The sequence below is a fragment of the Alkalihalobacillus sp. FSL W8-0930 genome, from assembly GCA_037965595.1.
Classification (GTDB): Bacteria; Bacillota; Bacilli; order Bacillales; family Bacillaceae_D; genus Alkalicoccobacillus.
The window spans coordinates 1581773-1605319 of sequence record CP150183.1 but is presented as its reverse complement, the minus strand read 5'-3'; the positions used below and the strand labels follow the sequence as shown (position 1 = coordinate 1605319).

Annotated in this window: 17 protein-coding genes; 5 read left to right on the top strand and 12 right to left on the bottom strand. The window is 39.0% G+C overall.

Going from position 1 to position 23547, the window contains the following annotated elements:
• The first annotated feature begins 143 nt into the window (after nucleotides 1-143).
• A complete protein-coding gene (locus NSQ54_08530) occupies nucleotides 144-812 on the top strand; it encodes a TetR/AcrR family transcriptional regulator (protein ID WYP28118.1) in 669 nt (222 codons plus the stop codon).
• 36 nt (nucleotides 813-848) lie between these two features.
• On the opposite strand, the gene NSQ54_08525 is transcribed toward NSQ54_08530, so the two are convergent.
• From NSQ54_08525 to NSQ54_08500, 6 genes are all read right to left on the bottom strand, one after another.
• Nucleotides 849-1682 carry a phytoene/squalene synthase family protein gene (locus tag NSQ54_08525; GenBank protein ID WYP28117.1) on the bottom strand — a complete coding sequence of 278 codons (834 nt, stop codon included), beginning with the start codon at nucleotides 1680-1682 and terminating at the stop codon, nucleotides 849-851.
• On the bottom strand, nucleotides 1679-3148 hold the full coding sequence (gene crtI / locus NSQ54_08520; GenBank protein WYP28116.1) for a phytoene desaturase family protein: 1470 nt from the start codon (nucleotides 3146-3148) through the stop codon (nucleotides 1679-1681). The genes NSQ54_08525 and crtI (NSQ54_08520) overlap by 4 nt, the downstream gene beginning before the upstream one ends.
• Nucleotides 3145-4641, bottom strand: coding sequence for a phytoene desaturase family protein (gene crtI / locus NSQ54_08515; GenBank protein ID WYP28115.1), 1497 nt, complete (start codon nucleotides 4639-4641; stop codon nucleotides 3145-3147). The genes crtI (NSQ54_08520) and crtI (NSQ54_08515) overlap by 4 nt, the downstream gene beginning before the upstream one ends.
• 106 nt (nucleotides 4642-4747) lie before the next feature.
• Nucleotides 4748-7603, bottom strand: coding sequence for an ATP-binding protein (locus NSQ54_08510; GenBank protein ID WYP28114.1), 2856 nt, complete (start codon nucleotides 7601-7603; stop codon nucleotides 4748-4750).
• Nucleotides 7600-7962, bottom strand: a complete 363-nt coding sequence (locus NSQ54_08505) for a response regulator (GenBank protein ID WYP28113.1) — start codon at nucleotides 7960-7962, stop codon at nucleotides 7600-7602. The genes NSQ54_08510 and NSQ54_08505 overlap by 4 nt, the downstream gene beginning before the upstream one ends.
• Nucleotides 7963-7984: 22 nt before the next feature.
• Entirely contained in the window at nucleotides 7985-9565 is a 1581-nt protein-coding gene (locus NSQ54_08500) for a diguanylate cyclase (protein ID WYP28112.1), read from the bottom strand.
• 319 nt (nucleotides 9566-9884) lie between these two features.
• On the opposite strand from NSQ54_08500, the gene NSQ54_08495 reads away from it, so the two are divergent.
• From NSQ54_08495 to NSQ54_08485, 3 genes are read left to right on the top strand one after another with little or no spacing between them, the layout of a single operon-like run.
• Nucleotides 9885-10580 (top strand): FCD domain-containing protein, encoded by a 696-nt coding sequence (locus NSQ54_08495; protein WYP28111.1) that lies wholly within the window; start codon nucleotides 9885-9887, stop codon nucleotides 10578-10580.
• Between the two features lie 19 nt (nucleotides 10581-10599).
• Entirely contained in the window at nucleotides 10600-12174 is a 1575-nt protein-coding gene (locus NSQ54_08490; protein WYP28110.1) for a glutathione ABC transporter substrate-binding protein, read from the top strand.
• Entirely contained in the window at nucleotides 12171-12599 is a 429-nt protein-coding gene (locus tag NSQ54_08485; GenBank protein WYP28109.1) for a hypothetical protein, read from the top strand. The genes NSQ54_08490 and NSQ54_08485 overlap by 4 nt, the downstream gene beginning before the upstream one ends.
• Nucleotides 12600-12877: 278 nt before the next feature.
• On the opposite strand, the gene NSQ54_08480 is transcribed toward NSQ54_08485, so the two are convergent.
• The 6 genes from NSQ54_08480 to NSQ54_08455 all read right to left on the bottom strand — a co-directional run bounded on the left by NSQ54_08480 (nucleotide 12878) and on the right by NSQ54_08455 (nucleotide 21599).
• Nucleotides 12878-14539 carry an ABC transporter substrate-binding protein gene (locus NSQ54_08480; protein WYP28108.1) on the bottom strand — a complete coding sequence of 554 codons (1662 nt, stop codon included), beginning with the start codon at nucleotides 14537-14539 and terminating at the stop codon, nucleotides 12878-12880.
• A gap of 36 nt (nucleotides 14540-14575) precedes the next feature.
• Nucleotides 14576-16240 (bottom strand): ABC transporter substrate-binding protein, encoded by a 1665-nt coding sequence (locus tag NSQ54_08475; GenBank protein ID WYP28107.1) that lies wholly within the window; start codon nucleotides 16238-16240, stop codon nucleotides 14576-14578.
• Nucleotides 16241-16258: 18 nt separating this feature from the next.
• Nucleotides 16259-17170: a carbohydrate ABC transporter permease gene (locus tag NSQ54_08470; GenBank protein ID WYP28106.1), complete on the bottom strand. Its 912-nt coding sequence runs from the start codon at nucleotides 17168-17170 to the stop codon at nucleotides 16259-16261.
• A gap of 17 nt (nucleotides 17171-17187) precedes the next feature.
• Nucleotides 17188-18147: a sugar ABC transporter permease gene (locus NSQ54_08465; protein ID WYP28105.1), complete on the bottom strand. Its 960-nt coding sequence runs from the start codon at nucleotides 18145-18147 to the stop codon at nucleotides 17188-17190.
• 138 nt (nucleotides 18148-18285) lie between these two features.
• The gene (locus NSQ54_08460; GenBank protein WYP28104.1) at nucleotides 18286-19818 is read right to left on the bottom strand and encodes a response regulator transcription factor; all 1533 of its coding nucleotides are present in this window, start codon (nucleotides 19816-19818) and stop codon (nucleotides 18286-18288) included.
• Complete coding sequence (locus NSQ54_08455; protein WYP28103.1) at nucleotides 19818-21599, bottom strand: sensor histidine kinase; 1782 nt, start codon at nucleotides 21597-21599, stop codon at nucleotides 19818-19820. Before NSQ54_08455 ends, NSQ54_08460 begins: the two co-directional genes overlap by 1 nt.
• A 214-nt stretch (nucleotides 21600-21813) precedes the next feature.
• Here NSQ54_08455 and NSQ54_08450 point away from each other — a divergent pair, with 214 nt between their 5' ends.
• Nucleotides 21814-23307 (top strand): peptide MFS transporter, encoded by a 1494-nt coding sequence (locus tag NSQ54_08450; protein WYP28102.1) that lies wholly within the window; start codon nucleotides 21814-21816, stop codon nucleotides 23305-23307.
• The last annotated feature ends 240 nt before the right edge of the window (nucleotides 23308-23547 follow it).

The window sequence follows — 23547 nt, the reverse complement described above, 5'->3', positions numbered from 1 at the left end:
ATTATAAAGTAATCATGATTATTTTATGAACGTGATTATGTTATCATACTATGTATAGTGTGACAAACGGGATCAGCGTTTATCTTTCACTAAATCAGTACTATAATAGATAAACATGCTCTTTGAAGGAAAGGAGACAAATGATGGAGAAGCGTACAATTAAACGTCAGCGAATGTGGAAATACTTTATTGAAGCGGCCGCAGACATTATTAATGAAGAAGGATTCGATTCAATTACAATTCGTAAAATTGCGGATAAGGCAGGTTATAATAGCGCAACGCTCTATAATTATTTTAACGAGTTATCTCATGTTATTTTCTTTGCATCTATGAGATTCCTCAAACCATATACGAATGACGTCGTGAACTATCTAGAAAAAGGTGATACATCCATTGAGAAATATATTTTAGCTTGGGAATGCTTATGCAAGCATTCTTACAATCAACCCCAACTCTTTCACGCCATTTTCTTAATGGATATTGGCAATAAGCCTGATACTCTTTTTGAGGAATACTATTCAATGTATTCTAGCGATATCATTGATTTTCCAGAAGATTTAAAGCCGGTGTTATTCCAAAGAAGTATGGTAAAACGAGGAGTCTCCTTATTAGAAATGGCAACAGATGAAGGATTAATCTTGGAACACCAAATCGAAACGATTAATGAATTAACAACACTCGTCTGGCAAGGAATGCTCACAAACCTTTTAAATAAGAGACAGGAACTGACAATGAATGAAGCGACGGAAACAACAATGAGATATATCCGGCAAATTGTATTGAATATCGATTCTTTATCTCCCAACGACTAAAAAACGATTGAGCGCCTCCGCTCAATCGTTTTTCCTTTATAATTGCGCTAATATTTCTTTTTTCTCTTCTTGAGTAATAAAAGACCGAGTAGTAAAAACCTGATAATGATTGCGTCTAACTGAATTTAAGATGGCTCGGTACATAAACGCCGCACCTTTAACTGGTAGCCTGGAGTCTAAAGGATAATGCTCAATACTTTCAAGGGCAATACTGTATAACTCTTCAGCGCGTGTCGCCATATGCTCCCATAGCTGAATAAATCCTTCCGTTACGTGACCCATTTTAATTTGTTCTACTGTTACTCCGTATTGCATCATTAGATCACTCGGTAGATAGATTCGATTCCGCTCGATATCCTCTCCAATGTCACGTAAAATGTTCGTGATTTGCATAGCCGTTCCCAAAGCTTTTCCACCTTCTACAAGACGTGTATGGTTGTTCGGAGCTAATACAGGAAGCAGCATAAGACCAACCGTTCCAGCAACATAATAGGAGTATTCTTCTACTTCGTCCATCGTTTGATAACGATTTTTAAAAAGATCCATCTTTTGACCTTTAATCATATCTTCAAATGCTTGTTGATTGATCTCAAACCGTTTAAACACATCATCTAGAGCTAACCACATTGAATCCTGAAGTGGTAATTCATTGCGTAAGAATAAGTGAAAATGGTCCTCGAATTGTGCTAATTCCATGTGAGGATTAGCTCCCTCGTCTACAATATCATCTACACTGCGACAATAAGCATAGATGGCCCAGACCGCTTTTCTCTTAGAAGCAGGCAGTAAGCTAAATGCCTTTGCAAAGGTTTTAGAGTGGCGATTAATGATACGATGACAATCCTCATAGGCTTCTTCTAGCTTTCTCAAATTGAATTCTCCTTCCTAGTAACTGAATCTGTTTCTTCCTCCAGATAATCAGATAACAGTTTTGCTCCTTGCATCACAATAGGGATTCCTCCCCCAGGATGAATGGAAGCACCAACGGCGTAAACATTGTGTCGACCAAAAGGTTTAATCTGTGGCCTGAAGACTCCAGACTGCTTTAGAACAGGAGCTAAGCCAAAGCTACCACCAAGGTAAAGCCCCTCTGCTTCAGCGTGTTTTGGTGTACGCACGTCCATCCACTCAATATGTTCTCGCAAGTTCGGGAAATGCCATGATTCCAGCGTATCAACGCACATGTCCACAAATTCATCAATCTGCTCCCAATTAACAGATGAGCCAGATGGAACGGGTACCAACACATACAGTACACCTTTCCCTGCAGGCGCTAGAGACTCATCAATTTTAGATGGGTGAAAGGCATACAAAGATGGATTTGAAGGGATCTTTTTATCAACAAAAATCTCTTTCATGTTCTGATTAAAATCCCGAGACATGTAAAACTGATGTACATTTGCATCGTCATAAATCGTATCTAAGCCAAAATAAAGCAAAAGGCATGAAGAAGATGATACATAGGACTGTTTTTTTGCTTTCTTTTCAGGAAACAATGTTTGCATCAGTGGTACTTCCCCGTTCAAGACAAACCGGTCAGCATTATAGCGTGTATCCTTTGAATAAACTGCTTGAACGTGATTGTTACTTTCTTCTATTCGATCTACCGCAGTATTCAGATGAATTTCCACTCCACGTTTTCGAAGTTCCTGTTCAAGAATCGGAACAAGACTGCCATATCCACCTTTAATGTACCAGATGCCATGATAATGCTCACTAAATGAAACAAGTGAATACAGTGCTGGTGATGTGGAAGGTGCTCCTCCTATATACAGGGTTTGTAAAGAAAATGCCTCTTGCAATCTTTTATCCTTAAAAAACTGGGCCGTTTGCTTCTCTACTGACTGATACGCTTTTAATTTCAGTAAAGCAGATAGGGACGTAAGACTAAAAAATTCACGTTTATTCATAAAATGTCGATCCAAAAAGACGGATTTACCTAAATTAAATCGATCATTCATCGTTTCAAGGTAATGGATAAACGATTGTTCCTCACCTGGAAATACGCGGTTAATCTCAGCTAATTGTTTTTGCTTGTCACTCCACTTTAAGAAAGTCGTGTTGTCTGAATAAGTTAACGAGTAGAGAGGATCAACGCGGACCATTTCAACTTGATTAGGATCCACTCCCACTTCCTCTAAAATTGTACGAATAATATCTGGTAATAACACAATGGTGGGACCCTTATCAACTTTAAATCCATCTCGTTCAATTAGCGCTAGACGTCCTCCAAGCTTCGTATCCTTTTCAAGGATGACGACCTCTTCACCACGATTAGATAAGTAAAGAGCTGTGATTAGACCACCAATACCTCCTCCAACAATGATGGTTTTCATCGTTGAACCAACCCCTTTTTATCATGTTCCATAATTGAGTTGGCTGTAATTCTAGCAGACTCAAAAATAGTCGGCAGCCCACTTCCGGGGTGAGTACCTCCACCAACTAACCAGCAGTTCTTTAAACTCTGGAACTTGTTATGTGGTCTAAAGTACATCATCTGACCTAAGTTATGAGCCAAATTAAACGTAGCTCCCTGGTAGATGTGATGCTCTTTCTGCCAATCATCCGGAGTTAAGAGTTCTTCAAACACAATATGATCACGAAGGTTTTTAAATTCCGTACGTTCTTCGATAATTGAATAGATTAAATCTCTAAATTCAATCTTGTGGTTTTCCCAGTCTAATAAACTAAAGTTATTTGGTACGGGTGCCAGGATGTAGAGACCGGACTGCCCCTCAGGAGCTAAGCTTGAATCCGTCACAACTGGATTCTGAATATAAATCGAAGGGTCAGCCGACAAAGTCTTTGTTTTTGTAATTTCTTCTACATTCTTCTTATAATCCTTTGAGAACACAATTGTATGGTGCGCCTGATCGTATTGTTTGTCTAATCCCACATAAATCATAAAGGATGAACAAGAGTATTTCTTTTTATCTAGTTTTTCTTTTGAGTACGATTTAAGATTAGATTTATTTAATAGTTCAGTCATTGCATAGGCAAAATCCGCATTAATCACAACTTCATCATAGTGACGTTCTTCTCCGTTAGGTAATTGAAGTCCGTAGACCTTTTTATTCTTCGTAAGTATTTGCTGAATCGGAGTATCCAAATGGATCGTCCCTCCGTGCTCCCTAATCACTGTCGCCATCGCTTCAGAGATTTGATTTAAACCACCACGTGGATGCCAAACACCATATTCATGCTCCATAAACGAAAGAATACTAAAAGCACCTGGGCATTCCCATGGAGACATCCCTAGATACTTAGACTGAAACGTAAAGGATAGCTTTAACCGCTCATCGTTAAAATATGAATCTAGTACTTCGTATAATGATTGATTAAGAGATAACTCAGGAAGTGCTTTTAATGTACGCCACCTCGCATAGTCAAGGAGCGATCCGTGTCGGTTCTGTAAAACAGGGAGAAGTGCTGCCATCTTTCTTCTCGTATCTGTCATAAACCGCTCATAGCCTTCTTCATCTCCTGGGAAGAGTTTTTTAATTTGATTAAATGTCTCCTTAGGATCTTGAGAGGGACTGAAGACCAAATCTTCAAATTGTAACTCATACATCGGCTCAACCTTTAGCAAATCAAGGTAATCATCCAGCTTGCGTCCGACAAAATCAAACAACTCTTCAAGTATGTAAGGCATGCTTAAAAATGTTGGTCCCCGGTCGAAAGTAAAGCCATCTTTCTTTAATGCAGATGTACGCCCACCCACGTAAGGATGTTTCTCATACACATCTACTTTGTATCCTCTACCAGAGAGAAGCATGGCACAAGCTAATCCACCTGGACCTGCGCCGACTATTGCTATATGTTTTGCCATTTAGAGTTCACCCTGTCCATTGATTAGTGATTTAGATTTAGTTATATAAAAAGACATGCAAGAGCATGCCTTCAAAATTCCCTCTTATTCTATATAATAAACCTTTTTACTCCTCTGGCATAACAATTTGGCCTATTTTTTTATCACTTGATAAGGTTTTTTTAATGATATGTGACAATTCCTGCGGTGGATAAGGCTTTGTGAGGTATTTACTTACTCCAAATTCTTTTGCTTTTTCCCTTACTTCATTCAATGCAGATGAAATAAATACAGGCACATTTTGGGTTTCATCAAATTGCTTTAGGGCTTTAATAAAGTCCCACCCATCCATTCCTTCACCGAGCATCAAATCAACAACAACCGCATCTATTTGCTGTACTCTTATTCTCTCTAGAGCAACGGTTGGACTCAAATAATGATGAACTTCAAAACCACTTTGCTTAAGTTCTTCCGCTAATAATAAAGCAAGACTTTGATCATCCTCTAAAATAGCTACTCTGTATCGGTCTTCCTGATCATCATTTATTGAGGATATAGGTAAAAGTGACTCCTGACTGTCGTAAGGAAAAGACAGAATAAATGTACTCCCCGCGCCTAATGTAGATTTAACAGACACACTTCCACCATGAGCTTCCATAATTTCTTTAACAATTGGTAGACCTAAGCCTGTGCCGCCGATCTTTCTTCGATCACTGTTGTCAATCCGGTGAAACTTTGTAAACAATTTATCAATCTCAGATTCAGGTATGCCAAGTCCTTCGTCATTAATGTGAATGTGAAGCTCTGTTCCTTTATTGACCATGACCACTTCAACATGGCCACCATTCGGAGAAAATTTAACTGCATTACTTACTAAGTTAACTAGAACTTGCTCAATTCGATTTGGATCTGCCCATACAAACGTTTGATTGGCTAAATCGCGAATCATAAACTGATGTTCTTTATACATTGGTTCGTATTTAGCAATGACTTCAATCACTAATTCTTTAACATTAAAGGAAGATTTGTTATAGGATTGTACATTTGATTCCATCCGCTGCAGATCAAGGAAATCGTTAATCAAATTCGTTAAACGATTGGTCTCTTTATGAATCGTGCGTAAGTATTTTTCTTGTCTTGCTGGTTTTAACTCTCGATCAATCATTAGTTCAGTGAAGCCTAAGATACTAGAAAGTGGTGTACGAAGTTCGTGGCTTACTGTACTCACCAATTCAGACTTCATTTGATCCACTTCATACTCTTTTGTAATGTCACGATGAACAATGATGGTTCCTTTTCTTGTATCATCTTTATATACAGGTTCTGCATAGACTTCAATCATTGTGACACCGTCTGATAACTTGTATCTAGTAGTTAAGCTCTCATTTGTTTTTGCACACAATACTTGGTCAAAGAAGGAGGCCAGTTCCTCTGTTTGGTCAACATTTTTCAGACATTCTTCTTTCCATAGATCATAGCTATAACATGTTGCTTCTACATCTAGATTAAATTGAAACATTTTACGGAACAACTTATTTGATCGTAACAAAGAGCCGTCTCGATCAATAAATTGAATGCCTTCATTTACATTATCAATCATATCTTGATTCAATTGTCGATCATTTTCAGTTTGTTCATATAACATGACTCGCTCAATCGCAATGGAGATATGCCCCATCACTCCTTCAAGTTCTTCGCGTTCTACCAATGAAAAACCAGAACCAATGCGGGTACAACAGAACACAGCCATGAGCTCCTTTGTGGATGAAAAAACTGGCACATATAAGTCAAAAACGTCAACAGGTTCTTCGGCGATGCCTTGCTCATATTTTGAGGATTTCCGTTTTACCTGATGGCAAGACTTTTTCTCTTTTAACAAAACTCCGAGTCCATCTTGGAAATTCGCCGATAAATCCTCTACTACTTTGTCACTAATCCCCCGTTTTGCAGATCGTTTTCTGCCTTGTAAGGAGACAAATCCCATTCGTTCAACTGGGTACAGTTCGCCCATATGGTCAATAATTTGATCAAAAAGTTCTTGCTCATTTAATGTAACGGAAATGGTATGATTAAACCGATTGTATTTTTCAAGTACAAGACGAACCATCTGTGTTTCCTCAAAAGCAGACCTCAGTTTATCTTGTTGCTCTTCTAGTTCTTCCTGCTGACTAATTAATTCTTCATTTTGCGCAACAAGCTCTTCTTCTTTTTCCTGTAAGGTTAAGACCATTCCATTAAACGTTCGTGAAAGGATTCCAACCTCATCGTTTCGATTGGACTCAATTAAATGGACTTCCTTCCCGGCAGCTAATTGTTCACTCGCTAATGTGAGATCCTGAAGAGGATTCCCAATCTTAGTGAAAATCCGTCTTAGAATCAGAAACAAAGTAGCGATAAAAGCAATGATTAACCCAAAGATTAACCAAAGAATCGTACTGTTTGCTACTGTATAGTCTGAACTGAGGTTAGCAAGTTTGTCATTTGTCTGCTCTAGATTGGACGCAGTTAGACTTGTTAATTCATTAACAAGCGCTCCTCCATCAGCTACACCTGTCTCTTGAACTTCGCCAACATTACCATTATCAATTAACTCAACTGCTTGTGGTATATAGGCTTCAACCTGACTTATTAACTCGTCAACAGAATTTATAAATTGAGATTCATCAGGTTCGAGTGTTAGCTGGTTATACTCATCTATTGTTTCATTAACGGATTCAATTCGTGCCAGTAATGAGGAATATTCTGACGTTGATTGAAAGGCAAAATAACCTCTCAAGTGAATAAACATCTGATTTGCATTGTTATCAATTTGAAACGCGAGTCCCTGCTTGTGAACAAGAACTTCTCTTTCTGCAATATAGTTACTTTGAATCACGCTAACATAATAAACAAAAGCCGACCCAATAATGGTGATAATCAGCATAATGATCGCCATAAATGAAACAAGTTGACGATTTAAACTCTTTTTGAAATAGTCGTTCATCCTAAAATCTCCTGTACACGATCAACTAATGCATTAGGACTAAATGGCTTGGCTAAGAAGAAATTAGCCCCTTTTTTCATAATTGTATCTTGATCGGCCTGCTGACTTTTGGCAGTCAACATTAGAATTAATACATCCTTTTTGTCTTCCAGTGATCGAACGTGTTCAATAACCTCAAGTCCAGTTAGTTCTGGCATCATATAATCTAATACGAGAAGGTCAAAGTCATGTTGATAGATTAAATCTAACGCTTCTTGACCATCACTCGCCTCATGTACATCAAGCTCTAAATCCTCTAGTGTATCGGTAATTAACATTCTTAGTACTTCTTCATCATCAGCAACCAACACTTTTTTCATATGAATTCCTCTTTCCTTTTCACTATAATAATGTCCGCTGCAGCAACCGTTGAATACGCGCACGTAGCTCATCTGCCAGAAACGGCTTTGTAATATAATCATCGGCTCCTGCGTTTAATGCTTGTACAATTTCCTCTTCATTTGTTTTTCCTGTTAACATAACAACAAGAATATCTAACTCAGGATAATGTGTGCGAATGTAAGTAAGTACGTCTAACCCATCCAATTCAGGCATCATTCGATCTAAGACAATAAGAAATTTCTGTCTAGGCTGATACCAGTCCGATTTGATAAAATCTTCCCCGCTTTTAAATGTTAAAATCCTAAAGATGGAACCTGGAACAACAATCATTTGAAGCTGTTCTTCTACAACTTCTCTAAGAACATGATCATCATCAACGATACAAATTGTTACAACTTGTTCTGCTTCATATACTTCATTTGGATTATAAATTAATGCTCTGTTACGACCAGCGCGTTTTGCTGCATACAGGGCTTTATCGGACTGATCGCTTAATTCTTCAATTTTACGGATGTCCTTACCTACTTCAGAGATCCCTGCTGAGGTCGTTACATGGAATGTACTATCATTGCTTGTAAATAATAATTCTTGAAATTCCACTCTGAAACGATCAACCATTTGAAGTGCTTGATATTTATTTGTATTTGGAAGCAAGAGCACAAACTCTTCCCCACCGAGACGAATGACGAGGTCACCTTCTCTTTTTTTGCTAGTTAAGAAGTCCGCAAATCCTTTTAACACGTCGTCTCCTGCTAGGTGTCCATAAGTATCATTAATTTTCTTAAAGAAATCTAAATCAAGCAGCACAAGGGTGAAGGTTGTGTCATATCGATGGAACAATTCAAGCTGTCTTGTCCCTTCAAGTCTTAAGTATCTTCTGTTAAACACACCAGTTAGGTCATCATACATCAAAGACCGCTCAAAATTACTTCTCAGCTTTATTCTATTTTGGATACGAACTGTTAATTCAGACATATGGACTGGCCTTACAAAATAATCAGTTACTCCATTTTGATAGGCTTGGTTTTGAGCCTCTAAAGAGCTTTCATCACTTAAAACCATTACGGGAACAATCTCAGACCATAATTTTTGAGATAGAGAACGTAAATCTGAAGATGTAATGGATAACTTTCTCGGTTCAACTAATATCACACACTCAGGATTCTGGTCGTTTAAGAATTGATTTCCTTTTTCCAGACTGATTGCTCCGGACACCATAAATCCCTGCTCTTCCAGATTTCCTTTAAGTTGTGCAAGATATCGTCCATCTTCAGAGATAATTAGAACTAAAGAAGGTTCTACATGCGTACTCAGAGCTTCTTTGTTCTCTCGTTCCATTAATACGGTCTCATTTAAATAGTCGACAATTTCAGCGTAGGACCAGCTTTCTTTATCAGAGGGAAGCAATTCAAGCTTACCTCTCGCTTCTGCTGAATGTTGTGGTAATCCAATGGAAGAGCCTGTACCTGCTATTGAATGTAGAAATCGATACAACTCATCATAGGAGACGGTGTGTTGGGCCTCCCAATTATCTAAAGTTTTTACGATCTTCTCTTGTAATTTGATTTGATATTTTTTCATGGTTAACTCCCTTCTAACCATTGCTCAAGAACTAGTGGTTGGATGGAATATCCAACATTCTCAATCTATTATAGTAAATTTTAATTAAGAAATCATGAATTTGCTTAAGATAGATTTGTCAATATATTGAGGGAGAGAAACAAAAACTTAAAATTGACAGCAAAATCTCTCTGTGCTAGGATCTTCTTATTAAAGCCGTGTATTCCTGTACGAATTATTGAAATGATATTGTTAATGGTATAAGGTTTAAACCTTATTCCACTAAAAAGGGGGAATCTTTATTTACAAACGTTCTCTAAAACAAGTGCAATCAAAAAAAGTGAGCGATTTCATCTATGAACAGCTTGAAGAAGCCATTATTTTAAAAGAATTCCTTTCAAATGAGCAGCTACCCTCTGAGAGAGAGCTTTCTACATTATTTAACTGTAGTCGCCTAGCACTAAGAGAAGCATTGGCTGCACTTGAAAAACAAGGATTAATCGAAAAAAGATTAGGTGCTAAAGGTGGAACATTTGTCCTCCCCACCACAAAACGATCAAATCATCGTTCGAGTTCAGACATTGAATCTTCATGGAAAGATTTAATAGACGTTTTTGAATATCGTTCCATTATTGAGCCTGAAGCAGCAAGACTCGCTGCTTTGAGAATAACGGACGAAGAATTAGATTCCCTTCAACTTATACTGGATCAAAGTCAACATCAGTTGATTGAACGTGAAGAGTTTCGATCTCTTGATGTAAAGTTTCACCTTTTATTAGGTAGAGCTTCAGGTAATCCTTTTCTTGATGGCGCCATTCGTAAAATACGCACACGCATTAATCCAGCCCTTGACTTGATGCCATATAGCCATGAGGTTAAAACGAAAACAATCACCGACCACAAGCATTTGCTTGCCGCTCTTCATGAGAGAAACTCAAACCTTACGAAAGAAATGATGTTTAATCATATAAAAGGGAGCACTAAAGCTATTTCTAATCAATTTTCGAAACATTCCATCACCAACGATGAGACATAAGAGGAAAGAAGGAATTATATTGAAAAACCTATTTACTGTTTCTTTACTTGCTGGAGTACTTTTGCTTACAGCATGCTCAAGTGATTTAACCGAGCCTTCAAACGATACATCCACGATTGATGAAGTTGGAAGGGAGATAACTTACTCACTAGCCACAGATATTCAGAAGCTTGATCCACATACAGAAAATGTAGTTGTTAATTGGAAAGTTGGCTTTAATGTATATGATCGGCTAGTTACCCAAAATGAATCGATGGACCTGGAGCCTGGACTTGCTACTGAGTGGGAATCAATTGATCCTACTACATGGGAATTTAAGTTAAAAGAGGATGTAACCTTTCACGATGGTACTAAATTTAATGCTGAAGCAGTAAAAGCAAATCTAGATCGCAGTCTTGCCGAGGAAACGATCTCACCTACTGCTTACTTATACGATCGCATTGAAGATATAGAAGTTGTAGATCCTTATACGGTTCGGTTTCATTTATCTGAACCGTTTGCCTCTTTACCTGCACACCTTGCTCAATATGGTGGTTCTATGCTGAGTCCTGCCGTTATTGAAGAAGATAACGAAGCAGTAGCAAATGGAGAGGATCCTGGTAGTGTTGTCGCAAATAAACCAATTGGTACAGGTCCTTTTAAGTTTGAATCATGGAATCCAGGTTCAGAAATTAAATTGGTTCGAAACGAGGATTATTGGGGCGGAGCACCTAATATCGAAGGGGTTACGTACAAAATTGTTCCAGAAGAATTAACACGAGTGGCAGATCTTGAAACACAGGCATCAGATATTATTGATTCAGTAAATCCTAATAGCATGGAACAAATCGAAAATAGTGATGCTGCCGAGATCGTAGAAACAGACTCAACTTACGTGAATTTCCTTGGATTTAACACTAATAAAGAACCGTTTGATGATGTGCGTGTTAGACAGGCCATTAGCATGGCAATCGATAAGGAAGTGATTGTTGATTCTATTTTAAATGGCGTTGGTACAATAGCAAACAGCCCACTTTCACCTTATGACTTTGGATTTGCTGACGTTGAGGCATTGCCATATGATCCAGATGAAGCAAAAGAGTTACTTAATGAAGCAGGTCAAAGCGATTTATCACTAGAATTATCCGTGAATGATGATCGGACACGTGTAGACATTGCTACTTATATCCAACAAGCCCTACAAGACATAGGCGTGAACGTTACAATCAGTCAAATGGAGTTTGCATCTTTCGTAGAATATACCGGACAGGGTGAAGCAGATTTGTTCCTACTTGGCCGTTCAAGCCCAACAGGCGATGGATATAATGCACTGTTTACCATTCTTCATTCTAATAAACAAAGCAGTAATCAATTAAGATATACGTACGCGAATCCGTCATTTGATGAGCTTGTTGATCAATCCATACAGACCACGGATGAGGATGAGCGTAACGATTTGTTTGAAGAAGCGCAACAAATCGTAGCGAATGATGTCCCGTTTGATTTTCTATATTACCCTGTGGATCTACTAGGTGTTTCTAATCAAATTAGTGGCGTAAAAACTCTACCATCTGGTATCGTGTTACTAAAAGATGTTGAAGTGGTACAACAATGACAAAACCAGTGAGACTTTCAATGCCGATTGCTTTTTTAATTGAAAACCTTCGAACAAGCGGTGTGTCTGATGATAAGCTGATTCAGATCATAAAGAACCTTGAGTTCAAGTTCATTGTAGATCAAGTTGTTGATTCCACGATGAATTTCGATGAACGAATTCAAACGGCAGAAGAGCTTAGCGAACCCTGGGAAGAAGCGATCAAAGAAGGATACAGTTTTAAATTTTTACATCTTAATGGCTTAAAGAAACTTCTTGCGCTCCGCTTTAACAAAAGCGATGGAGTTGATTATAGTCAACAAGATCATAAATTAGTTGGAATTCATCTCTCTTCATCAGAAGAGATACTATTGCATGAACTCATTCAAGGTAGTTGGACTGTAACAAAGAGTTCTAACTTCATTACCATTACACCAAAATATTAAAGTAATAAGGGACTGGGACATAACAGTAAATGACTCACGAAAACACGAACTTAGCAATATATCCGCTACAGGAGAATCCCTCGCTTTCCACGGGAACGGCCTCAGCCCCTTCCGCGGTAAAACCGCCGCTACAGTGTCTTCACCGCGTTCTGTTCCGTAGGAGTCTCAGGTTCTCCTTCCGCTCGTTTCATAAAAACACGAATGGCGAATGATTCACTCATTGAATCATTCGCCATTTTCTCGTTTATTTTGAGTGATGTCCTACCATCTCTTTAACCTTATTCTCCCCAGAGCTCGATGCGGTTTTTAATCAATTCTGTATATTCCTTCTCTGCTTCTTCTGCACCTGCTGCGAGTAATTCATCTTGGAACTCATCCCAAACTGCATCAAATTTCTCAGGATCGGCGAGGATGGCCTCTGGTATCTTACGTTTCATAATGTCAAGGCATCTTTGCATGACAAGTTCTAGATTTGATCCAGCAGGTACAGCCATGTTATAAGCGGCTCCCCAAGGCTTTACCGGGAACTCATCCTCTTGAGGATAGAGATCCTTCCAAAGTTCAGCATCATACGCTTCGAGCACTTCTTTTTCTTTATCCGTATACGAATCCTTAATTTGTTCAGGACTTGCGATTGTATATGTTTGACCTGTTGAGTCTTCGGCACCATTACCATAAACCGGGCTAAATCCTTTTAATACGCCAATACCTGTCTGCTTAGAGAAGTTTGCGTTATTATTACGCTCTTCCATCTGTTCTTCACTGATCACTCGCTTGCCATCTTCCATTGTATAATGTTCTCCCTCGATTCCCCAGTTTTGAAGAATCTGTCCTTCCTCTGAAGCGAGAAAATCAAGGAATTTAATGGCACGAACAGGATTCTCACAATCTACTGAGATTCCAATTCCCCATCCACCTAAATAACCGGTTTGCTGGAAGTTTGGATGCTTAAATTCGTCCGTTAAGGTAACTGGGTACATTCCGTGCATGCGTTCCGTTTTCCCTGCTTCTCTTAATGCATTTTGTGCCTGATCCACTTGCCAATCTGCATCAATCAAACCGAGCACACGACCAGATGAGATCTTAGCTAGATATTGATCGTACTTCTGTACAAAGCTCTCTGGATCAAGTAACCCTTCATCATTCATGTGGTTCAACCAACGGAAATACTCCTTTTCCTCAGCACGTCTGTAATGGAACTTCGCCTCATACGTATCTGGATCAATATAAAATTCACCATCATCTGGTGCACCTGTCGCAAAAAAGGCCGGATTTGTTGTTGAAATCATGATGCGCCAATCATCCGCTAGTAAAGATAACCCAACGGTAGGCTGACCATCAATAGTTGGATTCTTTTCTTTGTACTCTCTGATTGCGTTCTCAAAATCATCTACCGTTCGAATTTCCGGATAACCTAGTTCCTCTACAACAGCATGCTGCAACATGAAACCAGTTCCTGGCTCCCAATACGTATGATCCACTTCTGAGGTTGGTAGGATATAAATGGATTCATCCTCATTACTCCATTTGAGTCGATCAAAATAATCTCCATAAATCTCTTTTAAATTTGGAGCGTGTTCTTCTATTAAATCAGTTAGATCAAGAAACGCTCCTGCATCAACAAGTGTACCTGCGTTTCCTTTTGGCCAAATTAAGTCGGGATAGTCTCCGCTAGCAGCCATTAAAGCGATTTTCTGATCGCCTCCGTTTACATCAAATTCACCATTAATCGTAACACCAGTTTTTTCTTTCACAACCTGACTGACTGGACTTTCCATGTTATCCCATTGAGAGTGCAAATCTCCACTAAATAGCGAGAGCGTAATATCACCTTCTGGATCTTCATCTTCCAAGTTCGCTGTATCTTTACTACATCCAATTAAACCGCTTACCAAAACAACTGAGGTTAAAAACATTCCTGTTTTCCAATGCTTACTCATTTAACATCCCCCTTAACGTGTTTTAATGTGTAGCGTTTAACTTCCGCCCCAAAGCTCTACTCTATTTTTGATTAGCTCTGTGTATTCTGTCTCCGCTTCTTCGACACCAGCACTTTCTAGCTCACTCATAAATTCATCCCACACACGATCAAAGTCTTCGGGATTCGCTAAAATAGCCTCTGGTACTTTTCGTTTCGTTATATCTAGGCATCGTTGCAGAATCAACTCAAGATTCGATCCAGATGGAACTGAAATGTTATAAGCAGCGCCCCAAGGTTTTGGCGTAAACTCATCTTCTTGTGGATACAAGTCCTTCCATAGTTCTGCATCATAAGCTGCAAGAACATCTCGTTCTGTATCCGTATACGAATCCTTAATTTGTTCTGGACTTGCGATCGTGTAAGTCTGTCCTGTTGAATCCTCTACGCCATCTCCATACGCTGGCGCAAATCCCTTCATTACACCAATGCCCGTATCCTTCTGGTAATTAGCATTATTATCTCGTTCCGCCATCTCTTCCTCACTAATGACTCGTTTTCCATCTTCAATCGTAAAATGCTCTCCTTCGATCCCCCAATTTTGCAGGATTTGCCCTTCATCCGATGCGAGAAAATCTAGAAATTTAATCGCTCGAACCGGGTTCTCACAATCAACAGAGATACCAATTCCCCATCCACCTAGATAACCAGTTTCCTGAAAGTTGGGGTGTTTAAAGTCTTCGTTTAGTGTCACAGGATACATTCCATGCATCCGCTCTTGCATCCCGGCTTCACGGAGCGCCCGCTGCGCTTCTCCTACCTGCCAGTCAGAATCAATCAGCCCCAAAATTCGTCCAGAAGAAATCTTAGCCAAATATTGATCATATTTTTGTACAAAACTCTCGGGATCAAGTAAGCCTTCGTCATTCATGTGATTCAACCAGCGGAAATAGTCTTTTTCCTCACCTCTCCGATAATGGAGCTTGGCTTCATACGTATCTGGATCTACATAAAACTCTCCGTCCCCAGTTGATCCTGTAGCAAAAGCAGCAGGGTCTGTTGTCGATATCAAAATTCTCCAATCATCTGCCAGTAACGATAACCCAATTGTCGGTTGACCATCAATCTCAGGATACATTTCCTTATACGAGCGAATGGCCTCTTCAAAATCGTCTACTGTCCGAATATCAGGATAACCGAGCTCCTGTACGACATCGTGCTGCAGCATAAATCCCGTAGCTGGCTGCCAATATGTTTGGTCCACAGGAGGTGTTGCGAGAATGTAAATGGCTTCATCTTCATTGCTCCACTTAAGCCGATCAAAATAATCTCCATAGATCTTCTTAAGATTGGGAGCATGCTCTTCAATTAAATCCGTTAAGTCAAGCAGTGCACCTGAGTCAACAAGTGTACTTGCATTTCCTTTTGGCATAATGAGATCCGGGTAGTCGCCACTCGCTGCCATCAATGAGATTTTCTGATCTCCTCCATTTACATCAAATTCTGCATTAATGGTTACACCCGTTTCTTCCTTCACTACTTCACTCACAGGGCTCTGCATATTGTCCCACTGAGAATGCATATCTGCCCCAAATAGACTTAACGTAATTTCTGCTTCAGGATCCGCGTCTTCCATGCTCGCTGGATCATTACTGCACGCAATTAATCCACTAACACTTACCAACGAAAGAGTAAAAAGGCTTTTCTTTAAAAAGTTCTGCATCTCTTGATCAATCCCCCCTTAACTTTTCACTGCGCCTAACGTCATTCCCTGTACAAAGTATTTTTGAAGAAATGGATAAACTAATAGGATCGGAATAATGGTGACCATTGATATCGCCATCTTAATCGACTCTGGTGATACCTGCTTGGCAGCTTCTTCTCCAGCAACCCCTCTAAAAGAGTTTGCATCCGATGCCCCCATGTTTGTATTTTGTAGGATTTTCATTAGCTCATATTGCAACGTCGTCAGTGATGGATTTGAGCTGTTGTATAAATACGTGTCAAACCAAGCATTCCACTGCCCTACAGCAACAAACAAGGCAATGGTTGCAAGTACTGGCATACAAAGAGGCATAACAATTCTCCAGAATATCGTAAAATCACTCGCCCCATCCATTTTTGCAGATTCTTGAAGCGCATATGGTAGACCGTCCATAAAGGAACGAACGATAATGATATTAAACGCATTCACCATTCCAGGTAAGATATAGACCCAGAACGTGTTAATAAGGTTAAGTTCTCTCATTAGCATGTAGCCAGGAATCAAACCACCTGAAAAGTACAACGTAAGGACGATAAAGATGGAAACAAATTTTCTCCCCTGAAAATCAGATCGGCTCAATGTAAATGCAACCATTGCTGACGAGAACACACCTAGTACTGTGCCAAGCACCGTTCGAAGAATAGAGTTAATTAACCCCGTTACGAGATTGTCATACTCAAAAATAGTCTTATAGTTTTCTAATGTGAATTCTCTTGGCCAAATATGAATGCCTCCACGTACGGTATCTGTAGAGTCATTCAACGAAATCGCTAATACATTTAAAAAAGGATACAAGGTGACAACAAATACTAGGATAAGAAACGTATAGTTTACAAAATCAAAGATCCGATCGCCTTTTGTTAACCGGTTTCGGCCTAACTTACTCATACATCCTGCCCTCCCCTCTACATGACACTTTGATTCGCATAACGCTTAAAGATGCCATTGGCTATAAATAAAAGCATAATACTTACAAGTGAATTAAAGATTCCAATGGCCGTTCCATAAGAGAATCGTCCAAGTCCAATCCCATAATTCAAGGCATATAGCTCTAACACTTCAGAAAAGTTAACAACAGTTGGATTCCCCAAAAGGAATTGCTTCTCAAACCCAATCGTGATTAAGTTTCCAATTGAAAGAATTAACACAACTAAAATAGTTGGACGAATACCGGTTAAGGTAATATGCCAAATTTGTCTAAAACGACTGGCCCCATCTACTTTTGCCGCTTCATACAATTGCGGATCAATTCCGGCAATCGCTGCTAAAAAGATAATAGAGTTCCAACCCATTTCCTTCCACAAATCAGCTAACGTAACGATTACCCAGAAATATTCGCCTTTCGTCATAAATTGAACGGGTTGATCAAGAAGACCAACAGCTACAAGTAAATCATTAATAACTCCACCATCGACAGAGAGCATCTTTGTCACAATACCTGCCACGATTACCCACGACACAAAATGGGGAAGGTAAGAAACGGTTTGCACCGTACGTTTAAATGCTTTTAACCGAATTTCATTTAGGAGTACCGCAAACATAATGGGAACGGTAAATCCTACAGTTAAACCCATAACGCTCATTACTATAGTGTTTCGTAACACAAGATAAAATCGTTCATCTTGAAAGAGTTCGATAAATTGCTGAAAGCCTACCCATTCTTGTTCAAAAAAACCAAGACCCGGTCGGTAATTTTGGAATGCCATCACCCAGCCTCCAAGAGGTAGGTAATTAAAAACAAACACCCAAGCGACAAACGGAAGCGACATTAAATAAAGGATTTTTTGTTGCTTGAATATAGTCCAGAAACTTTTTTTCTGCAAAGAAACGCCTGGTTTTGAATGCGTTTTCATTTTTGTTTTCATCTTTTCTCTCCTTCCTATGAATTATCATATACGGAATGTGAAGAGGAAAATACATGATACATTTCACCGAAAATCAGATAAAAATTAGTGGTACAAATGTACAAAGAAAAGCGATAGGTCAATAATGGACCTATCGCTTTATTGAATCCTACTTTGCTTTAGATTTTCGAGAGTTAGCTGTTGTTTTTGATACACTCTTGGCGAAATACCCACATACTTTTTGAATTTGCGGTGAAAATAGTCAACATCTTTATAGCCAATTTTTTCAGATACTTCATAGACTTTAAATCCTTGCTCCAGATACATTTTTCCATACTTGATCCGACTTTTATCAAGATAGGTGTTAAAGTACTCTCCTGTTTGTTCACGAAAGACCTTTCCTAAATAAGCCGCATTATAATTAAGCAATTCAGCGATTCCTTCGAGTTTTAAATTATCAGCAAATTGCTTCTCAATTAACTCCATCATTCGTTCCACTGTACTCGTTTTACTTTCCGCATACACTAGATTCATGATCTCGATAAATCGGTTTGCCATAATATCCTCAACCTCATAAATATTAAATTGTTCATAAATGATGGAGGGGTTAAAAGGTAACGATTCAATCAGTGTTAACTTTTTAGAGTCATGGAGCACTAATCGGTTCACCACCAGTGAATACAGATGTATCATTGTTTTTTGGACACTCTCTGGCTGAGATCTCCGTTCTATCAACTCATCTGTTAATTCTTGGATCAGATCTCTGCATGAAGCTGCTAGTCCAAGTGTAATCATGATGGAAAGGTTTTTAACGTAATCATCTAGATTAAAATCTTTATCCGTTTGTGCACAGTGGGTTTTATTTAAATGATCATTTGTCAAACAAGTTGATTCTCTAAATAAAAATGAATAGGAAAGTAACTCCTTTGCATTTGAATATGATCGCATCAGGTCAAGTGGGTCTGTCACAGCTTCTCCGATGGCTGCGTAGCCCGATTTCACTTGGATATAGGAGGTCAGATGTTTCTCCGCGTCCCTTGCTTCATCTAATAGTATTACTCCTACTTTAGGGCTTGAGAAAACAAGATTACTCGTTACTGTTCGTTCTATATGCTTTAATTCTCTTTCGGTAGATTCGTTCCGTTGGTGCAGTTTAAGAAGTAAAACACGGTAGCTTTTAGCCAACAAACCAAACTGCTTACATTGCTCATGGAATTGATCCTTATTTATGTCTTCGGGACGCGTGAGAGTTTGTGCAAGGAAATGATCTTTCTTTTTCAGAAAGTCTTTTTCTAACATCTCGTTTAACGTATGTTGTTGAAGCAGCTCTGCTTGTATTTGCTTAAGCAACGGAATGAGCTCTTCCTCATCTAACGGTTTTAATAAGTACCCGTCAACTCTATAAGTCAATGCTTCCTTTGCATACGTAAAGTCAGCGTGACCCGTTAAGATAATAAATCGTGTGGTAGAGTCCGTTTGTCTGATCGTATGAATTAATTCTAACCCGCCCATCTCCGGCATCCGAACATCTACAACCATGACATCCGGTTTCAATCGCTGATACATGTGAAGTGCTTCTTTCCCATTTTGCGCGGTCCCCAAAACATGAAATCCATATTGATGCCAAGGTATTAATGAACATAACCCCTCCCGAATCATTGGCTCATCATCTGCTATTAAAACCTGATACATCATTTCCCCTCCCAAGGTATACTAAATTGGATATGTGTCCCCTTCCCTTCCTGACTGCTAATATTGAGTCCTGCATCCGCGCCATACATAAGTTTCAAACGTTGATGTACGTTCCTCAATCCGATCCTGTTTTGTCCATTCGTTTCCTTTTCTTCAAGCATTGCGTCAATCTGCTTTAATCGTTCATCAGTTATTCCGACTCCATTGTCAAGGACTGAAAGAATCACTCGATTATGTTCAAGATAAGATGAAATAATAACTTCCCCTCCGGTATCCTTGGCTTCTAGACCATGATACACAGCATTTTCGACGATAGGCTGTATGGTTAATGGCTGGATGAGCATCTCTTTTGTGTCAGGAGCTATATTTAACTGGTAGTTAAGTCGATCGCCATAACGAAAAGTCTGAATATCGAGATACGTCCGAACAAGCTCCATTTCATCTTTCAATGGGACAGGCTTTCCTTGTGTATCAAGACTTTTACGTATAATTTGCCCAAGCTGCTTCACTACATTTGCAATCTCTTTCTCTCCTTCTATATGTGCTTTCATCCGAATCGATTCAAGCGTATTAAATAAAAAGTGAGGATTGATCTGACTAGCTAGCATTTTAAATTTCATTTCATTTTGATTGACTTCAATTTGATTTTTTTGTCGATTGGTTTCAATTACCTGATCAATCATTCCTCTTAAATTATCAACCATTTCATTAAATTGATTGGAAAGCTGACCAATTTCGTCCGTCCCATCAATATTAACTTTTGTTGTTAAATCTCCTGCTGCAACTCTTTCAATTTTTCGACTTAAATTCGATAGTCTATTTGATAACATTTTTGAAAAGATTGTAATGAGAATAACAGCCAATGTCACACCAATACATGTAATGAAGATACCTGTTAACCCCAGGCGGTTCGCTCGTTTAATGACTTGATTGTTTAATGTAACGGTTACAATTGATAAATCACTTTGGCTCATCATTGGATTAAGCAAGTCCACAGTTACTTGGGCAGGCTCACCATTTAAAGAGAGTTCATAGGTACCAGGCGACCATAGTAACTCACGATCAACTTGCTCCGTTAATGAAACCCCCTTATATTCAGGCTGATTTGATGAGATCACCTGACCTTCTTCATCTGTTAGAAACGTCAGCAAGGATTCCTGCTTTAAAATCGCATCCAACTGACTTGGTTCAATGGTAATGACAACAACTCCAAATGTTTGATCCTCTATAAAGTTAATTCGTTTGACTAGACTTAAAAAAATTTGTTCGTTATTTGTTTCATCAGGTAATAGTCTCCATCGATTGTATCCAACATCCGCTTCTACTTGCTGGTACCACTCTTCATTACGAATTTTCTGATCTACAGGAATGAACTCCCAGTTATTAATTAATGTTGGATTGTCATAATAAAACCGGACTGATTTAATTTCACGTTGAGTATAAAGGTATGATTGAAAATTCTGATACTGATAATAACGAGAAAATACATCAAACGTTGATGTGTAGTTTGTTGTGACAAGCTCTTCTAATTCCCTATCAAGCTCAAGACTATTTGAGATAAAGGTCGGGATTTTTAGTAGCTCGTAGGTTCGTTCTTTTACACGCTCTGAGTTTGACTTTGATTGCTCCATCATATCGTCTAAGGCAATGGAGCGCAGTTCTTGCGTTAATAAGACCCCAACCAATGTTATGGGGATCAAGACAACAACGATAAAGGTTAGCATGAGTTTCTCTCTTAACTTCAGATGATTCATCCAGTTGAGAAACCTCGTTCGTAGCAAGACAGCTCCCCCTTTTATAAGAAAGCGTTTTCATATTATTATACCTTATCTTTTCTACATTTAAAGTCATTTATTAGCGTTTATTTCATAAAATTTTATTATTCAGGTATATCTTTTACATAATGATTGCGTTTGCTTTTTACTGACTATTATTACTTTTGACAAACTGCTCTTAAAAGGAGTATTATTTCAAAATACTAAAGGAGTGTGTAACATGTCACAATTGGATAAACAAAAAGTGATCGAAAGTGTACCTCAAAGAGGTTTCTTTGGTCATCCTAAAGGATTATTCACCTTATTCTTCACCGAATTTTGGGAACGGTTCTCATATTATGGAATGCGAGCTATTCTTTTATTTTATATGTATTATGAGGTTTCCAAAGGCGGTTTAGGCTTACCTGAAAATTTAGCGCTTGCGATAATGTCTATCTATGGGTCACTTGTTTATATGTCAGGGATCATCGGAGGCTGGCTAGCTGACCGGGTTTTCGGTACGTCAAAAGCTGTTTTCTACGGCGGGGTCTTTATCATGCTGGGACATATTGTACTTGCCATTCCAGGTAATGTTCCATTGTTCTTTATTTCCATGGTTTTGATTGTCCTCGGTACGGGTCTTCTTAAACCAAACGTGTCCAGTGTAGTTGGTGATCTATATAGCGAAACAGACAACCGTCGCGATGCTGGATTCAGTATTTTCTATATGGGAATTAACCTTGGTGGTCTAATTTCACCATTAATAGTTGGTACTGTCGGTACTGAAGTAGACTTTCATCTTGGGTTCTCTTTAGCAGCTATCGGGATGTTTATTGGTCTTGTTACATTTTTACTGACTCGTAAAAAGAATCTTGGGCTCGCTGGGACGTATCCACTTAATCCCTTAAATCCAAATGAGAAGAAACGTGTTAGTGTCATCTTTACTATTGCGGCTATAATTATTGCACTATTCGTAGCATTTGGTCTCTATACAAATATTCTTACGCTACCCGTTTTCATTGGACTTATTGGAATCCTCGGATTTATGATTCCGACTATTTACTTTGTTGTGATGTATCGCAGCAATAAAACATCATCAAAAGAGAAATCAAGAATTCTGGCATATATTCCATTATTCCTTGCGGCAGTGATGTTCTGGGCGATTCAGGAGCAGGGCTCAACGATACTTGCAAGCTATGCAGACAAACGAACAGAGTTAAGTATTGCTGGAATATCGCTTTCGCCAGCCCTATTCCAATCTTTAAATCCACTCTTTGTTATTTTGCTGGCACCTGTATTTGCTTGGCTATGGGTTAAGCTTGGAGCGAAACAGCCATCCATTCCAAGAAAGTTTTCATTTGGACTTTTCTTTGCAGGTCTCTCTTTTCTCGTGATGCTCATTCCAGCCTACCTATCCGGTGGAACAGGACTTGTAAGCCCACTTTGGCTTGTACTCAGCTACTTTATCGTTGTTTTAGGTGAGTTATGCTTATCTCCAGTAGGACTATCTGCCACAACAAAGCTTGCACCAGCTGCATTCTCTGCTCAAACAATGAGCCTATGGTTTCTATCAAACGCGGCAGGACAAGCAGTAAATGCACAAATTGTTCAGTTCTATCGCATTGAAACAGAGGTTGTTTATTTTGGGGTCATTGGGGGCCTAGCCATTGTGCTTGGTGTTATCCTTTATCTTCTTACTCCATTTATTCGTAAATTCATGCAAGGTGTACATTAATACAAAATGAGAGCGGAACATCACTTTAAATTGAGGATTAAAACAAGAACATAGCAACAAATCCGCTACAGGAGAATCCCTCGCACCTGCGGGAACGGCCTCAGCCACTTCCGCGGAAAGGGCACCGCTACAGTGTCTTCACCGCGTTCTGTTCCGTAGGAGTCTCGGGTTCTCCTTCCGCTCATTTTTTCATAAAAACACGAATGGCGAATGATTAGACCGTCTAATCATTCGCCATTT